The 14,909-nt window shown below is 54.2% G+C and carries 16 protein-coding genes; 10 read left to right on the forward strand and 6 right to left on the reverse strand.

All coding sequences use genetic code 11. From position 1 onward, the window contains the following. Window positions 1-431 precede the first annotated feature (431 nt). The 5 genes from B9Q17_RS18015 to B9Q17_RS09125 all read left to right on the forward strand — a co-directional run bounded on the left by B9Q17_RS18015 (window position 432) and on the right by B9Q17_RS09125 (window position 4,560). On the forward strand, window positions 432-776 hold the full coding sequence (locus B9Q17_RS18015; RefSeq protein ID WP_154707625.1) for a hypothetical protein: 345 nt from the start codon (window positions 432-434) through the stop codon (window positions 774-776). Between the two features lie 290 nt (window positions 777-1,066). After that, complete coding sequence (locus tag B9Q17_RS09115) at window positions 1,067-1,471, forward strand: hypothetical protein (protein WP_094624996.1); 405 nt, start codon at window positions 1,067-1,069, stop codon at window positions 1,469-1,471. 99 nt (window positions 1,472-1,570) lie between these two features. Beyond that, entirely contained in the window at window positions 1,571-1,873 is a 303-nt protein-coding gene (locus B9Q17_RS09120; protein ID WP_094624997.1) for a GIY-YIG nuclease family protein, read from the forward strand. Window positions 1,874-2,003: 130 nt separating this feature from the next. Further along, window positions 2,004-3,227, forward strand: coding sequence for a phosphoribosyltransferase-like protein (locus B9Q17_RS18020; RefSeq protein ID WP_154707626.1), 1,224 nt, complete (start codon window positions 2,004-2,006; stop codon window positions 3,225-3,227). A 178-nt stretch (window positions 3,228-3,405) separates the two neighbouring features. Beyond that, window positions 3,406-4,560, forward strand: coding sequence for a reverse transcriptase family protein (locus tag B9Q17_RS09125; RefSeq protein WP_094624998.1), 1,155 nt, complete (start codon window positions 3,406-3,408; stop codon window positions 4,558-4,560). A 108-nt stretch (window positions 4,561-4,668) separates the two neighbouring features. Here B9Q17_RS09125 and B9Q17_RS09130 read toward each other — a convergent pair whose 3' ends face one another. Further along, window positions 4,669-4,986 (reverse strand): CcdB family protein, encoded by a 318-nt coding sequence (locus tag B9Q17_RS09130; RefSeq protein ID WP_022992581.1) that lies wholly within the window; start codon window positions 4,984-4,986, stop codon window positions 4,669-4,671. Next, complete coding sequence (locus tag B9Q17_RS09135; RefSeq protein ID WP_036149681.1) at window positions 4,986-5,231, reverse strand: type II toxin-antitoxin system CcdA family antitoxin; 246 nt, start codon at window positions 5,229-5,231, stop codon at window positions 4,986-4,988. Before B9Q17_RS09135 ends, B9Q17_RS09130 begins: the two co-directional genes overlap by 1 nt. 75 nt (window positions 5,232-5,306) lie before the next feature. Between B9Q17_RS09135 and B9Q17_RS09140 the strand changes: the two genes are divergently transcribed. From B9Q17_RS09140 to B9Q17_RS09150, 3 genes are all read left to right on the forward strand, one after another. After that, window positions 5,307-5,759 carry a hypothetical protein gene (locus B9Q17_RS09140; protein WP_094624999.1) on the forward strand — a complete coding sequence of 151 codons (453 nt, stop codon included), beginning with the start codon at window positions 5,307-5,309 and terminating at the stop codon, window positions 5,757-5,759. Window positions 5,760-5,917: 158 nt separating this feature from the next. Then, the gene (locus tag B9Q17_RS09145) at window positions 5,918-6,160 is read left to right on the forward strand and encodes a type II toxin-antitoxin system Phd/YefM family antitoxin (protein WP_094625000.1); all 243 of its coding nucleotides are present in this window, start codon (window positions 5,918-5,920) and stop codon (window positions 6,158-6,160) included. Then, a complete protein-coding gene (locus B9Q17_RS09150; RefSeq protein WP_094625001.1) occupies window positions 6,157-6,420 on the forward strand; it encodes a Txe/YoeB family addiction module toxin in 264 nt (87 codons plus the stop codon). Before B9Q17_RS09145 ends, B9Q17_RS09150 begins: the two co-directional genes overlap by 4 nt. Window positions 6,421-6,525: 105 nt before the next feature. On the opposite strand, the gene B9Q17_RS09155 is transcribed toward B9Q17_RS09150, so the two are convergent. Next, window positions 6,526-8,016 carry a helicase HerA-like domain-containing protein gene (locus B9Q17_RS09155; protein ID WP_094625002.1) on the reverse strand — a complete coding sequence of 497 codons (1,491 nt, stop codon included), beginning with the start codon at window positions 8,014-8,016 and terminating at the stop codon, window positions 6,526-6,528. Between the two features lie 98 nt (window positions 8,017-8,114). On the opposite strand from B9Q17_RS09155, the gene B9Q17_RS09160 reads away from it, so the two are divergent. After that, window positions 8,115-9,539: a hypothetical protein gene (locus B9Q17_RS09160; RefSeq protein ID WP_094625003.1), complete on the forward strand. Its 1,425-nt coding sequence runs from the start codon at window positions 8,115-8,117 to the stop codon at window positions 9,537-9,539. 30 nt (window positions 9,540-9,569) lie between these two features. Here the strand turns inward: B9Q17_RS09160 and B9Q17_RS09165 are convergent, their stop codons facing one another. The 3 genes from B9Q17_RS09165 to B9Q17_RS09175 are packed head-to-tail and all read right to left on the reverse strand — an operon-like array spanning window position 9,570 to window position 13,912. Next, the gene (locus B9Q17_RS09165; RefSeq protein ID WP_094625004.1) at window positions 9,570-10,778 is read right to left on the reverse strand and encodes an efflux RND transporter periplasmic adaptor subunit; all 1,209 of its coding nucleotides are present in this window, start codon (window positions 10,776-10,778) and stop codon (window positions 9,570-9,572) included. Window positions 10,779-10,803: 25 nt separating this feature from the next. Further along, window positions 10,804-13,182: an ABC transporter permease gene (locus tag B9Q17_RS09170; RefSeq protein WP_244177354.1), complete on the reverse strand. Its 2,379-nt coding sequence runs from the start codon at window positions 13,180-13,182 to the stop codon at window positions 10,804-10,806. Window positions 13,183-13,186: 4 nt separating this feature from the next. Next, window positions 13,187-13,912: an ABC transporter ATP-binding protein gene (locus B9Q17_RS09175; RefSeq protein WP_094625005.1), complete on the reverse strand. Its 726-nt coding sequence runs from the start codon at window positions 13,910-13,912 to the stop codon at window positions 13,187-13,189. 120 nt (window positions 13,913-14,032) lie between these two features. Between B9Q17_RS09175 and yghU the strand changes: the two genes are divergently transcribed. Beyond that, on the forward strand, window positions 14,033-14,908 hold the full coding sequence (gene yghU / locus B9Q17_RS09180; RefSeq protein ID WP_094625006.1) for a glutathione-dependent disulfide-bond oxidoreductase: 876 nt from the start codon (window positions 14,033-14,035) through the stop codon (window positions 14,906-14,908). The last annotated feature ends 1 nt before the right edge of the window (window position 14,909 follow it).

A 14,909-nucleotide genomic window follows, 5' to 3' on the forward strand; every position in this document is an offset into this window, starting at 1 on the left:
GAGTAACGACGACGTTTTTGGTAGGGCTTGGTTACGCTTATGTTGGTCATGTTAAGTGTCCACTTAAAAATAAGTGGACACTATCCTGACGGCCGCAGCGCCTGGCTCAAGATGGGTTTACCGGACGGTTACTGCTTAGCGGCGTTAGCGCCGGGTGTCCCCTTTATTTCAGCAGCTGGGTTCTGTTTATGGCGTACGAGAAATGGCGTGCAGAATCGGTGCTAGTCTGACGGTATTGGCCGCGGGCGGGTTCAGTGCTGGCGGGACGCCGTAGTAAGGGTTAAAGCCGCGTCTCAGAGTTGCTGCGCCTATAAACTTTTAAGGTTTCCAACGATGAAATTGCTACTAGATACATCATAAGGAGAGGCGCCATAAAGTGGCAGACACTCCGAAATAATTTCTCCAATAAAAAGCTAATTATAGGTGGCCTTGTGTATAACGATGGACTAACTCGAGTTATTTACAGAAGTGACTTTGAAGTTGGTGGCGAAAAGATAACTATATTAGAATGTAGTGAGCCACCTACCGATGAATATGGCGAGCAAGATATTAATTTACTTTATGAACAGACATTCGTAACTGATAGATCTGAAAAAAACGTTTTTTATGAATCGAATATTTCAGGGCAAAATTCCCCATTTTTTGTAAGCAAGGAGCCGCCAACTGATCAAGAACTTCTTTTCCAGCTGGAGAAATTCAAAAGAAATAAGGTCATAAAAATTGTTGTTGGGATTGCTGTTTCCGTGTTTGTGCTCTACTTTTTCCTAAAAAATTAACTTAACAAAAAGGTGAGAAAAACGGTGATTAATGCTCTAGTCTCTGCCTGAAAGTTATTTAAAGCCGCGCCTTCAACCATTTAATAAACTGTTAGGCCTGCGACGGGAGAAGCGGTTATGTTTGGGCAGCAAGCTATCCCGGTCTACGGGCCGGGAGCATTTTCTAATATCCGTTAGAATCAGAGCTCATCAGGCCAAGCACGGCGACAGCTTTTCCGTTGAGGCTTCGCCTCCACTCCAAAGCTGCGCGTGTTGGCGGCGTTAAGCAAGAACTAAGCCTAGGAATCTAAATGGAAAATCGTGTTCCACTGCCGACGGACAATATCTACAAGTTCTATGCCTTGTTTGGCCTTCTACTGGTTATTTTCTCAATCGGTGCAATGCTTTACGTGAATCAGTCAACCAACGACTTGGCTTTCGAGGTGGCCGTCGAATATGAAACGTTGAAGGCTGACCCAATGCGCTCCGTAGCAGACGAGGCCCGATTTACGGTATTAGATAAAAAGCTCGAAATCGCGGGGCTAAACAAGAAGACTTTCATGTTTTGTCTTTCGGTGATCATTGCAGCCGGGTGCTTCATGGTCTGGTATGGATTCAAGAAATGGCACACCGAAGTCCAGCCCGTGCAAGATGAAATAGCGAGGCTGAGTCTCCTGAAGCTAAGACGAGAAGTCGGGGAAGACAGTGATGCCTAACCATCGCAGGCACGGCGACGTCTTTTCCATTGCGGCTTCGCCTCCATCCCAAAGCCGCGCATGCTGCGGGCGTTATATGGGCACAGCCCGGTTGTCTTAATGAAGCAGATCTACAAAATCACGTACCCAACCGGCAAGATTTACATCGGCAAGGATAGTATTGGTAGCTACCGATATTACGGGAGTCCGGATATGCAGGTAGTAAACGAGGACTTTGCCAGCCTGCCAAAGTCGGTTCGTCAGGATTACACTATTCGCAAGCAAATACTCTGGGAGTCAGAGGATTGTTCCGAGAGTGAGTTGTCAGCCAAGGAAGTTGAGTTTATCCGAGAGTTCCGCTCCAATGACCCAGAGATTGGGTACAACCGTTGGCCTAAGTTCAATGGCGAGAAAACCATATAACCAGACGGTCAACCGGACACCAAAAGCCTACTGCTTTTGGTTCCCTCCGCTGGCGCTCCGGTGCCGGTTACCATAGGCGTTAGGGTGAATTGGTTGGCATAAATCAAATTATTTAATTAGAGATTATTAAATGGCATCTCTCTCAGAGGCAGACACCGTTAAGTCATGGCTTGACAATTTTGAAGACCAAGATCGACAAGCGGCAATTGATTTGGTTAACGAAGTGTTGCTGGTCAGTAGGGATGACTTTATCGAAGAGTTGAATTCGCTGTTAGATTCGATCAGTGGGTCAAAAGCCTGCCCTAAAAAAATCGCCCTTTATGCCGAGCGTCCGATAAAAAAGGTTTTTGGTAATACCCCTTGCTTTTTTCCAAATTCGAGACATGGACGAGCGGAAGGGAGTGGAGTGCCTCCCATAGTTGCTGATCCTAGGAACCAAGAAGTAGGAAGTGAGGGAATTGTCGCAAACCTTATTACTGACTATTCCCGAAGGAAAGGAGGGTTTTGTTTTTCCCACCCAGGACCAAATAAATTACGTAGTGAAAAGGTTAGAGTTATTGGCGTCGTAACCGATTTTATTGGTTCGGGACAACGTATTATCAGAATGCTTGACTCACTCGGTTCTGTTGCGACTCTTAATAGCTGGACTTCTTATAAACTTATTAAATTTGTGGTCCTCGCTTACTCTGGAACAACAGAAGGGCTAAAGGTAGTCCGGTCTCACAGGTTGCGGCCCGAAGTCCGTGTGGTAATGGGGTGCCCTACTATACAAAATTCTTTCGTAGGCGAAAGACGCAAAGAAGTGGAAAGGATATGCCATTCGCAGCCAAAAAGGCATCCGGAGCCGCTGGGCTTTCTAGCCAGCGGTGCGCTCATAGCATTTTCTCATGGTTGTCCTAACAACACCCCCCCAATTCTTCATAGCAGGAGATCGGGATGGAGACCTTTATTTTATGGGCGGAGCACCAGTGAGCTTCCAAGTGAGCTATTCAGAATTGATGAGTGCAACGCTCATGACCAACGAACGCATCGTCTTCTCGACATAAGAGATGCAAGAAATAAGCTGGATAGCTCCAAAAACGAAAAGTGGGTGGCGGTTTTAAAGGTCTTGGCGGCAGCTGAAACAGGGTTAAGGGACCCAGATGAGATTTCAGCGAGGGTTCGCATGAAAATTAATTCTGTGAACAACATCCTTATGTTAGCGATTCAAGCGCGGTGGCTGAATTGTGAACACCGATTGACGCAATTGGGAATGCGTGAACTCGCACGTTTCCGTCGGCGCCGTCGAAAAGCACCATTGCTTGTAGGTAGCGATGAAAGCTTTTATTATCCAACCCAGCTGAGGGCTCTATGAAAGAGATTAGATATTTGCCACGAAAGTGGCAAGGGGTTCCTTCTGCGGAGCCCAGGGTATGGGAGTTCCTGTGCTCAGATCGCGGAGCAGTCTTTTCATGCTGCGCTTCAGTGCGATCTAGCCCGGGCGATGTCTTAGGGCTAGATCGCACTGATCCCCACCGAGGTGGGTCAAAGTAATGTCTTTCTGGAGTCCTCAGCGCTACCAATTTGAAGGTGAAAAGCACGGGATAGATGACGATGCTATCGCTGCTTCCGTTGAAGTAATTAAACGAATTCAGAATATTAATGCGCGGTTGCCAATTGTTCTAACGCTTCGTCATTTAAGCTGGCTAACGGATACTAACTACGGATATTTAAGGAAAGTTGTAAGTCGAGAGTCTGGAAAATACAAGCGTGTTCTTTTCAAGAAGAAAGTGCCTGGTAGGTCTCGTTACCGAGAAATACATATTCCTGAAGCTTCATTGCTTGCAGTTCAGAAATGGATAACGGCCAAAATACTAAGCAACACCAGCGCACATCCTTCAAGTTTTGCCTATCACCCTGATTCGCAGCCTATTTTTGCTGCTAGTAGGCACTGCGGATGTAAGTGGCTACTAAAGATCGATATCGAGAATTTCTTCCACAGTATATCTGAGCGTATGGTTTATAAGGTATTTAGAGACCTTGGTTATACGAAATTATTATCGTTTGAATTGGCCCGCATAACTACGACCACAGGCCTTAGTAATAAAAAAAGTGAAGACATTTTCCGATCAGATTCTTCCCGGTGGCCTTCGATTCCAAACTACTATTGCTCTGATGAGGGATTCCTCCCTCAAGGAGCTCCCTCAAGTCCAATGCTTTCGAATCTTGTTATGAAGGCCATTGATAAAGATCTAGAATATTTGGCTAATTGTAACGGGTTTACGTATACAAGATATGCTGATGATCTTGCGTTTTCAACAGAAAAAAATGCAACAATAGCGGATATAAATAGATTTAAGAAAGAAGTTAATCGCCTATTGATTGAGGCAGGATTTAACCCTAATAGAAGAAAGACTGCTATTCGTGGGCCGGGCGCAAGAAGGATTATACTGGGAATTTTGGTTGATAGTAAAAATCCAAGATTGAGTAAGGAGTATAAGGACCAACTACGTCAACACCTATACTATTTGCGTTCACAAGAGCATGGTCCATCTAAGCACGCAGAGGCCCGAAAACTTTCGGTGTCGACTTTGTTTCATCACGTCAGGGGCAAGATAGCATGGGCTGAAAAAGTTGAACCGGAGTTTGGTGCATTGTGTTTAGAAAAGTTTGAAAGTATCAGTTGGCCACCATTAGATAATTGGTAAAGGTGACTTGATCACGCCATCTTGGTACAGCCCTAACAAGTGCAGGCACGGCGACGCCCACTACATTGCGCCTTCGGCTCCATTCCGTGGGCGCGCATGCTGCAAGCGTTAAATGCCGGTGATAGCCAAGTCCAAAGCTCCAACAATCTGGTCTCTGAAATGTGAGAGAGAGCCAATAGGGCTCTTGAGATGTTTTTCAGGCACGGAGGAAATTTGCGGAGTTAACAGCAACAGCTCCTCATCGGCAAAGCTGATTTCGGGAGTGAGCCCTTGCATGGCTTCGCCACCGAAGGCAGAACGTTTGCCCAAAGGGATAACAATGCGAGTTGCCAAATCGCTCAGAAGGCTGCTTTGAATATCCACCAGGTAAGGATAGTGAGCCTTGCTGATTTTGCTCGGGTTGGGGTACACATCGAACTGTGCCATCAGAACTCCCTGAATTCGTCGCCGAAGCATCCATGTTGTTCGACGAAATCGTTGTAGCTTTTTATCGCAGCGCGATTATCTTCAACCCATTGAGCGGCTTCGCGTTTCGAAAGCTCTTCTTTCAGAGCTCGTTCCAGGGTGGCAGACAAGTTAATGTTCAGTTCCCGGGTTTTACGCAGAAGATCGCTGTTGATTGAGAGGTTCGCTGCTTTTTTGGGGGCGGCTGAGTTATAGAGTTCGGCCATGAGGGCCTCCCAGAAGATATAGAATACAAAGTTTGATCTTATGCGCATAGCTATGCGCATGCAAGCATTTAACCAATGGCGGTTGTCGGACGTGCCTACGCTGGCGCTCCGTCACGCCGCAAAGCCAAGGCGTTAGCATCGAAGAAGGAGTCAAAATTGAGATTGGGAATCTTCCTTGTATTTATTGCTTTACTAGCTGGATGTGCGGCCCATCAGCAACCCGTTCCTGCAGCAACAAGTGCAGGCGGAACCGTTGAGCCCACTTTTGAGCACGAAGCTGTTGGAGAGGCCTCGATCATGACGAATCAGGCCTTGAAGTCGTACCGGGAGGAATATGTCAATGCAACCCAACACAAAGCTTTTGCTCAATCAGATGTTGGTGCCTGGTCTTGGAAGTCAAATAGAACCTCAATAAAGCACGCGATAGAGAACTCTCTGATAGATTGTCAAAAAAATAACAAAAGACATGAAGCTGAATATCCGTGCAAGATTATCAATGTTAACGGGAAATGGGCCGGGGAGCGCTAGGTGCTAACAAGGCCAGTCACGGCGACGCATACTACATTGCGGCTTCGCCTCCATTCCGTAGCCGCGCATGCTGGCTGGCGTTATGCGAGACGCTCGCCTTGACGTACGTACTTAAAAGCGTACACTTGGTTGCAAGTTGAACACACAATAGGTGCGTCGTGACCGGAATCACAGCAACTGAGGCGCGCAGCAACCTATATCGGTTGATTGACGAGACCGCCGAGTCCCACCAACCAATCGTCATCATGGGTAAGCGGAACAAAGCCGTTCTGGTTTCCGAGGAAGACTGGTCTGCAATTCAGGAAACACTTTACCTGCTCTCCGTACCCGGTATGCGGGAGTCTATTCGTGAGGGGATGGGTGCCCCCGTGGATGAATGCGATGAGGAGCTGGACTGGTGACATGGAAGTTGGTTTACACCAGGCAAGCCCAGAAAGATGCAAAGAAGTTGGACTCCAGGGGCCTTAAACCAAAAGCCCGGGAACTGTTAGCGCTGATAGCGGAAGATTCGTACCGCAAACCGCCTCCATTTGAGAAGCTCATCGGTGATCTTGCGGGAGCCCATTCACGCCGCATCAATATTCAGCATCGCCTGGTCTACCAAGTGCTTGAGGACAAGCAAGTGGTGAAAGTCCTCAGGCTCTGGAGCCACTACGAATAAAGCATAACCAGCCGCTGTTGCCGGACAATTTCTCCGCCGCGTCGCTCGGATGCCCTTGTCTCCGTCTCGCTACGTCAAAGTCCAAAGTCACTGGTGCGCTTCGCATTAGCGCCCCTTAAACAAAGACCCCAACAACCCCCGCAAAATGCTCCGGGTCATCTCCCGCCCTGCGGTGCGGGCCACGCTTTTTGCCATGGTTTCAAAAACGCCCTGGCGCGACGATGTTCTTGCTCGCGCCGGGGCTTTTCGTTTGTTGGTTGGCGCTTTGTACATCCGGCTGTCATCAAGCGTTGCCTGTTCGGCTTCCCTGGCGGCTTGCTCTGCCCGTTCTTTCAGCTTCTCGTAGGCGGATTCGCGGTCAATAGTGGCGTTGTACCGTGGGCCAAACTCGCTGGCATTGATGATTTGCCTGCGTTCTTCGGCCGTGGCTGGGCCCAGGCGGGAGGAGGGCGGTCGGATCAGTGTTTTGTCTACTATCGATGGCATGCCTTTGGCGTCCAGGGTGGATACCAGGGCTTCGCCAATACCCAGTTCGGTGATGACTTTTTCAGTATCCAGATTCGGGTTTTGCCGGAAGGTGGAGGCGGCAGAACGAACGGCTTTCTGGTCTCGGGGGGTAAAGGCTCTGAGTGCGTGTTGCACACGGTTGCCCAGCTGGCCCAGCACGGTGTCCGGGATGTCTGTGGGGTTCTGGGAGACAAAATAAACACCCACACCCTTGGAGCGGATCAGCCGAACTACCTGTTCCACCTTCTGCAGGAGCGCTTTCGGGGCATCATCAAACAACAAGTGTGCTTCGTCGAAAAAGAAAACGAGTTTGGGTTTGTCGGGGTCGCCCACTTCCGGTAACTCTTCAAACAATTCGGCAAGCAACCAGAGCAGTATGGTGGCATACAGTCGTGGGCGTTGAATCAACTGGTCTGCTGCCAGCAGGTTAATGTGCCCGTGGCCTGCTGCGTCGCAACGCATGAGGTCTGCCAGTTCCAGTGCGGGTTCACCGAAAAACCGGTCTCCGCCTTCTTGCTCAAGTTGAAGTAACCGGCGCTGTATGGCGCCCACAGAGGATTTGCTGACGTTGCCGTAGATTGCCGTAAGCTCTTGTGACTGCTCGGCCACAAAGGTCACCAGGGCCCGCAGGTCTTTCAGGTCCAGCAGGGCCATGCCGTGCTCGTCCGCCACTTTGAACGCGATGTTCAGAACGCCTTCCTGGGTGTCGTTGAGTTCCAGCAACCGGGACAGCAAAAGTGGCCCCATATCTGAAATGGTGGCCCGCATGGGGTGGCCTTCAGCGCCGAATACATCCCAGAAAACGGTGGGGAAACCATGGAAGGTGTAGGGTTCAAGGCCTATCTTCTCCGCGCGCTTGAGCAGCGCAGGCTTGGGCGTGCCGGGCTGGGAGATGCCAGACAAGTCGCCTTTTACATCGGCCATGAAGACCGGCACACCCTGGGCGGAAAAGCCTTCCGCCAGAATCTGCAGGGTGACAGTTTTGCCGGTACCTGTGGCGCCGGCAATCAGGCCATGACGGTTAGCACGGCTTAGCAGCAGGCTCTGAACGTGACTGCCATTGCCTATGAATACGGAATTTTCCGGCACCGGGTGCACCTCGTTGGTTATTAGACAAATTTGTTGGCGGTAATAAGGCAAGCTTAGCCTAAGATGTGTTTGTTGATGGAGGTACAAGAACTATCAGTATGGTCGATAAATGGAGTACACGGCGGAAGGGCGATTATGAGCTCCGGCTGACTCGTACGGTGAACACGCCCGGACGATATTCGGTTGAGCTGTATCTGTTTATCCCGCCAGAAACCACGCTTTCTGCCAGAACGCTTTCAGAGCAGCAGTTCTTCTTCGGCTCTGTTGACCACAGTTTTGGGTTGATGGGTTTGCAGGGTGGCGACAGGGCCGTCAAGAATGATGAGTCCTTTGCCCTGCTATCCCCGTACTTCGAAATCGCCAACAGTTCCTGGTTGCTTCGGTACAAGGCGTCTATGGGGCGGTTGCGAGGGCAGTTGAACAATACCGACACGCCGGGCGAGACCATTGCGCGTGCCCTGCGGCTCAGCCAGGCTTTTGCGCAACGCATGCGTGAGACTCAGCCCTCGCGGGACCGCCAGAAGCGGTATCTGCGCCAGATGGACATTTACTTTTCCTGGTTCGCGGAGCAGTTCTTCCTCGAATGCATGACCCGCGACAGCTTTTCCGAACTGGACGAGGCGCTCCGCCAGAGCATTACGGATTTTCTCCAGCAGGAGCGAACCCATCGTAAAGAGCAGGATTACCTGCGTGATTTTCAGGGCACGCCCACCGCGCTTTGGAATCGTATGAGCCTCTACGACCGGTTGCTGGAGTACCCCATCTCGCTACGGCCAAAAGTTGCCGAACTCGGCTCCGGTACGCGCAAGCTGGTGAAGGCCGCCACCACAATGTTCATCATGTCGATACTGACCTACATGCTGTTTAACGTGCGCAATGCCAGCGAAACGCTTTCCATCACGTTGTTGCTGGTTATCGCGTTGATGTACGGCGTTCGTGACATGGTGCGCGAAGACATGATCAACGTGATTACCCGCCGGTTACGCCGGGGCAAGCCCCGTTGGCGGATTCGCCTGCGAATGCCTTACACCAGACAGCAGGTGGCCAGGCAGCTGGTGTGGGTGGATTATCGGAATCTCTCGGATTTGCCGCAGGTGGTCGCCAGTGCCATCGGACGCTCGGCCAACAACGATGATGCACAAGTTATCTGTTACCGGTCTCTGCTCAAACCGGACAAAGACACTCTGGAACACGATGAAATCAGGGAGCGTATAACGCTGGATTTCGAAGCTCTGTGTGAAATGATCAAGGTGAGCCGGGATCGACTGTATGTGTGTGAGGAGGATGAGGAGTCCGGGTTTTCAGTACAGGTTCATCCGATCGAGAGGCAGCAGGACTTCCATTTATTGCTGGTGTCTGAGCAGCCGGGGCAGGATCAGTCGTCGGCCCAGCTGTGGCGCCTGCGGCTGGGTAACAGCGGCATTGTGCAGAGCAAAAGCAAGGAGCCAAATTGGCCCAGCCCTGAAGAGCAGATGAAGCGCAGTTGGTGGGATCGGATAACGGCTGTGTTGAAGAAAAACTAGGTTGCGAAATCCCGGGGGGGTGCCTGTGCGTTATCGCACCCGAACCCGGCTGCCGTCACTCAAACCACGCCCCGGGTGCCGCACCACCGTATCGCCTTCGGAAAGGCCGCCGATTATAACGGTGCTCAGGCCGTTGCTCTCTGCCGCTTGCACTTTCGTCAGCCTTGCCACGTCGTCCCGCACCCGAAATACCGCGTGCCCGCCGTCATGCCGAAACAGGGCAGAGGCGGGGATTTGCAGGCTGTTGTCGGATTGCCAGAGGATGAATTCGGCATCTACCCGATAGCCGTCGCCCAGCAGTTTCCACTGGTCGTAGGGGCTGACCATATCGGCAATCACTTTAACTCGCTGTTCTTCCACGCCCAGGGCAGACACGTCTTCAAAGCCGATGGGCTCCACGCGCCGCACTACGGCTTCCAGCGCCGGGCCGCCCCAGCCGGTCAGGCGGGTTGCCAGGCCGGTCTCCAGTTTGGTGGCATCAAAACTGAGCACGTCGATCACCACTTCCAGGGCACTCGGGTCGCCCAGCTCCAGGATGGCTTCACCGGCCTGGATCACGCCTTCACTTTTGCGGTTGATGTTGAGCAGTGCTCCGGTGACCGGTGAGCGGACGGCCACTTGTTCGGCTGGCTGGCCTCCGTTTTGTCCGCTATCTGAAACCTGCAACCGGGTTCTTGCGGCGGCCAGTTCGTGTTCGGCGACTTCTTCATCGAACCTTGTCGAGCGCAGAATGGCCGCGGCCCGGGTGGCGGTGGTTTCGGCCTGCTGCAGCTGTTCGCCGGAGATAAAACGGGAGGCAGCCAGGGACTGCAGGCGCTGGTACTCCTGCCGTGCGAAATCGTATTCGGCCTGGGCGGCGGCCACTTTCTGGCGAATGGATTGCAGCGCGGAGGCCGCGGCGGCGGCTCGGGCTTCGGCTTCAGCCCGGGTGCGAGCGTCCAGGATGCTGGCGGGCATGGGGTCTATCCGGGTTAGTAGCTGGCCGGGGCTGACCGGGTCGCCCACATCCATCTGCACCCGGTGCAGGTAACCGGTGACCGGTGCGGAGATCTGGTAGCGGTCTTTTACCCGGGTTTTGCCTTCCTCGCGGATGGTGACTTCCATCGGGCCCGGTTCTGCGGTGGCCAGGTCTACCCACTCGGGTTCCGGGCGCAGTATGAAGAAAAACACGGCAGCCACCAGCAAGGCAATGATGATCCAGAAGATCCATTTTCCCGGTGCGTTTGCGTGTGTGGCCATAGTGTTTCTCTTAAAGGGTTGTGGGTTATTCCCGGGTTTTCAGTACCGCGACCAGGTCCAGTTTACGGAGTCTTAGCCAGGTAATGAAACCCGACAGCAAGGCCGAGGCAATCACCACGTTGGCGGCGAGTGCCAGGGTTCTGGGCGTGATGATAAGCGGCACCCGGTACAGCTCGGTTTGCAGGGCGGTGACCACCAGTTGACCCAGGCCAAGGCCGATGGCCCAGCCCAGCGGTATGCCAATAATCAGCAGAATGGCCAGTTCACCCAACAGGATGTGCGACACCTCATTGTGGCTGTAACCCAGTACCCGCAGGCTGGCGAGGTCCCGCCCGCGCTCGGCCAGGGATATCCGGGCCGTGTTGTAGATTACGCCAAAGGCAATAATGCCCCCCAGCAGGCTGATCACGAAGGTGTAGGTGAGGAAGGTGCGGGCCAGGGTTTCGAAAAAGCTGTCCAGCATGGCCTGGCGCAGGTTGGTGCCGACTACTTTGGGAGTATCGCGCAGATCCCGGTATACGGTGTCTGCAAGGTCGCCCTCAAGGTTCAGCAGTACCTGATTGACCAGCGGGCCTTCGCCCAGGGCCCGGTTCATGGCCGCCAGGTTCATGTAGGCGCCAACACCGAGAAACTCGCTGGTGGTGCCGGCCACCGGAATGGTCAGGGTAGGGCGCTTGCCTTCCAGCACCCGCACAACCAGCTGGTCGCCCGGTGTCACTTCCAGGGCCTGGGCCAGGTAATCGGTCAGCAGCAAACCCGCTGGCGGCATGGCTACGTTGTTCAGCTGGCGGTCTACCACAAACTGCAGTTCAGCCTGTTCTGGCAGGCCGGTCAGCGCCGTGCGCCAGCTGCGGTGGCCGTTCACCAGTTCCACAGCCACCTGGCGCCGGCCTTCGGTATACAGTACGCCCGGTTGCCGGGCCATGCCGTAGAGGGCGGTCTGATTGACCGGGTCGGTCAGGGTAACCGTCAGGTCCTGCTTCTGTACCCGGGCAAACTGGGTATGCACCATCAGTGATACCGAGCTGAACTGGAAATTGCCCACCACCACAATGGCGGTGGCCATGGCGATTCCGGCAACAGACAGCGCGGTACGGGCGGGGCGGCGGGCCAGTTGCCGGACAATCATGCGAGACGGTTGCCGCAACCGCACCCAGGACAATAACCGTTCGGGCAACGTTATCCGGAACTTTGCCGGGCCCTCCGGTTGCATGGCCTCGGCTGGCGGCAGGGCTGCGGCGTTACGGATAGAGCGCCAGCCGCCAAGCCAGGCGGCGGCCAGGCTGGCAGCGGCCAGAATCAGGATCCACATCGGGCTGATCCGGAACAGCAATTCGGGAAAACGGTAAAACTCCATGTACAGCCCACCCAGCATCCGCCCCAGCCAAAGGCCGGCGACGGTGCCGATCAGCAGGCCGGCCAGGGCAATGGCGATGACCAGCTGGCTGTAGTGCCAGCCGATCTGGCGGTTGCTGTAACCAAAGGCCTTAAGTATGGCGATCACTTCCCGCTGGGTACTGATCAACCGGCCCACCACCACATTGAGCAAGAACATGGCCACGCCCATAAAAATGGCGGGGAAGATCAGGGCCATGGCCTTCAGTTGTTCCAGCTCATCACTTAGAAAGCGATGAGAGAACTGGTCGGCCCGGGCGTAGGCCCCGGTGCTGCCATAGCGGTCCAGCAGGCGGTCGAGCCGGTTAATGACGTCTTTCACGGGCCGATCTGGTGCGGTTTTCAGAACCAGGCTGTTGAAGGCCCCTTCCATATCCATGGCCGGCGCCAGCCCCGCCTGCGACATCCAGAGCACACCGAAGCGCTGGTAATCCGGCAGCATGCCGCCGGGGGGAATTACGTAAACGAATTCCGGCGATTCGGCGATGCCGACAATGGTGAGTGTTTGCCTGCAGCCATTGATGATGGCGGTCAGCTGAGCATCCAGTTGAAGGTTATGAGCATCGGCAAAGCTGCCGATGATGGTTACCTCATCACTGCGGCTGGCATCCGGTAACCGGCCCTGGCGCAGGTAGAGCTGGTTTACATCTGGCTGGCCGGTTTCCGGAACCGAGATCAGGTGCGCGGACACCGGCTCCTGAAAGCCAGCCACTTCCAGTTTTGCCCCGCCTTCCACGCGGCCACTCAGCCGGGTAACACCCGGAATCTCCGCCACCTGCTGCAACAGGTGGCGAGGCGCCCGCTTCAGCGACACGAACACATCGGCAAACTGGTGTTGCTGGTAGTACTGGCCACGGGTGGCGTTCAGGGAAGCGTAGTTCACCAGCGACAGCAGGCACACGGCAATGCCACCGGCAATCACTAACGCAATGGCCAGCAATTGCCCTCGCATCTGCCAGATTTCCCGGCGCAGTTTGGTGTGCAGAATACTGGGGTGAAAAGGGAACACGGCGTTACCAGCTCAGGGTGCGCGGGTCTTGCCGCGTTGGGTTGCGGTGTTCACCACTGATCTGGCCGTCGGAGAGGGTGATTACCCGGTCCGCCATCTGAGCAATGGAGGCGTTGTGGGTGATGATCACCGTGGTGGTGCCGGTTTCCCGGTTGGCTTTTTCGAGCGCGGCCAGCACCAGAATGCCAGTGGCAGAATCGAGTGCGCCGGTGGGTTCGTCGCACAGTAAAACGTTGGGTTGTTTGGCGATGGCCCGGGCGATGGCTACCCGCTGTTGTTCGCCACCGGACAGCTGTGCCGGGAAGTGATCGGCCCGGTTGGCCAGCCCCACCAACTCGAGGGCTGCATCCGGCTCCATCGGGTTACGGGCGATCTCGGTGACGGCGACCACGTTTTCCCGGGCGGTCAGGCTCGGGATCAGGTTGTAGAACTGGAACACGAAACCGACGTAGTCCCTGCGGTAACGGGTGAGTTGCTTGTCGGTGGCCCGGGCAAGGTCTGTGTCCAGGTACCTCACTTCACCGCTGGTGGGCACATCCAGGCCGCCAAGAATGTTCAGCAGGGTGGATTTGCCAGAGCCGGATGCACCGAGCATCACCACCAGTTCGCCGGGGTAAAGATCGAGATCCACGCCCCGCAGGGCATGCACTTCTACCTCGCCCTGATGGTAGGTCTTGGTCAGGCCGGTGGTGTGGAAAACGGGGGTTTCCGGGAGTGATGCGGCCTTCATGGTTCATTCCGGTGTAAGCCATTGTTTGTAGAGCCGAGTATAGTTCATGGGTGCTTTCCTGTGCCGGATTCAGTTACAGTCATGCCACGCATCTTTCAACGTAAAGGGGAGAAACAACTGATGAGCGATCCGACCTACACGCCACCGAAAGTCTGGAAATGGGAGCAGGGCAACGGCGGCAGGTTTGCCAGCATCAACCGCCCGATTGCCGGTGCCACCCACGATAAAGACTTGCCGGTGGGCGAGCATCCGTTCCAGCTGTATTCCCTGGCAACGCCCAACGGTGTTAAAGCCACCATCATGTTTGAGGAATTGCTGGAGAAAGGCATCAAGGAAGCCGAATACGATGCCTGGCTGATCCAGATTATGGAAGGTGACCAGTTCAGTAGCGGTTTTGTGGAGGTTAACCCCAACTCCAAGATCCCCGCGTTGCTGGATCGCAGTGAAGACCCGGCCGTGCGGGTATTCGAATCCGGTTCTATCCTGTTCTATCTGGCAGAGAAGTTTGGTGCCTTCCTGCCAACGGACCGTGCCCGGCGCGCAGAAACCATGAACTGGCTGTTCTGGCAGATGGCCAGCGCACCGATTCTGGGTGGTGGATTCGGGCATTTCTATGCCTATGCCCCGGAAAAATACGAGTACCCCATCAACCGCTACACCATGGAGGTGAAGCGCCAGCTGGATGTGCTGGATCGGCAGCTGGCGGACAACCAGTATGTTGCCGGTGACGAGTACACCATCGCCGATATGGCGGTGTGGCCCTGGTATGGCTCGCTGGTGAAGAATACCGTGTATGAGGCCGCCGAATTCCTGGAAGCCCATACTTATACCAACGTACTGCGCTGGACGAATGAACTGGCCAAGCGCCCGGCAGTGCAGCGTGGCCGCATGGTGAACCGTGCCTGGGGCGAGTTGTCGTCCCAGCTGCACGAGCGCCACGATGCGAGCGATTTTGACTTGCGCACCCAGGATAAACTCGAAGGCAAGCAATCTTAAG

Origin of the sequence: Marinobacter vinifirmus, from assembly GCF_002258215.1 — a bacterium.
GTDB lineage: Bacteria > Pseudomonadota > Gammaproteobacteria > Pseudomonadales > Oleiphilaceae > Marinobacter > Marinobacter vinifirmus.

Bases quoted from the DNA above. Each gene is read 5' to 3' on its own strand.
- B9Q17_RS09115 (WP_094624996.1), top strand. From the start codon at position 1,067: ATGGAAAATCGTGTTCCACTGCCGACGGACAATATCTACAAGTTCTAT.
- B9Q17_RS09120 (WP_094624997.1), top strand. From the start codon at position 1,571: ATGAAGCAGATCTACAAAATCACGTACCCAACCGGCAAGATTTACATC.
- B9Q17_RS18020 (WP_154707626.1), top strand. From the start codon at position 2,004: ATGGCATCTCTCTCAGAGGCAGACACCGTTAAGTCATGGCTTGACAAT.
- B9Q17_RS09125 (WP_094624998.1), top strand. From the start codon at position 3,406: ATGTCTTTCTGGAGTCCTCAGCGCTACCAATTTGAAGGTGAAAAGCAC.
- B9Q17_RS09130 (WP_022992581.1), bottom strand. From the start codon at position 4,986: ATGGCACAGTTCGATGTGTACCCCAACCCGAGCAAAATCAGCAAGGCT.
- B9Q17_RS09135 (WP_036149681.1), bottom strand. From the start codon at position 5,231: ATGGCCGAACTCTATAACTCAGCCGCCCCCAAAAAAGCAGCGAACCTC.
- B9Q17_RS09140 (WP_094624999.1), top strand. From the start codon at position 5,307: ATGGCGGTTGTCGGACGTGCCTACGCTGGCGCTCCGTCACGCCGCAAA.
- B9Q17_RS09160 (WP_094625003.1), top strand. From the start codon at position 8,115: ATGGTCGATAAATGGAGTACACGGCGGAAGGGCGATTATGAGCTCCGG.
- B9Q17_RS09165 (WP_094625004.1), bottom strand. From the start codon at position 10,778: ATGGCCACACACGCAAACGCACCGGGAAAATGGATCTTCTGGATCATC.
- B9Q17_RS09175 (WP_094625005.1), bottom strand. From the start codon at position 13,912: ATGAAGGCCGCATCACTCCCGGAAACCCCCGTTTTCCACACCACCGGC.
- yghU (WP_094625006.1), top strand. From the start codon at position 14,033: ATGAGCGATCCGACCTACACGCCACCGAAAGTCTGGAAATGGGAGCAG.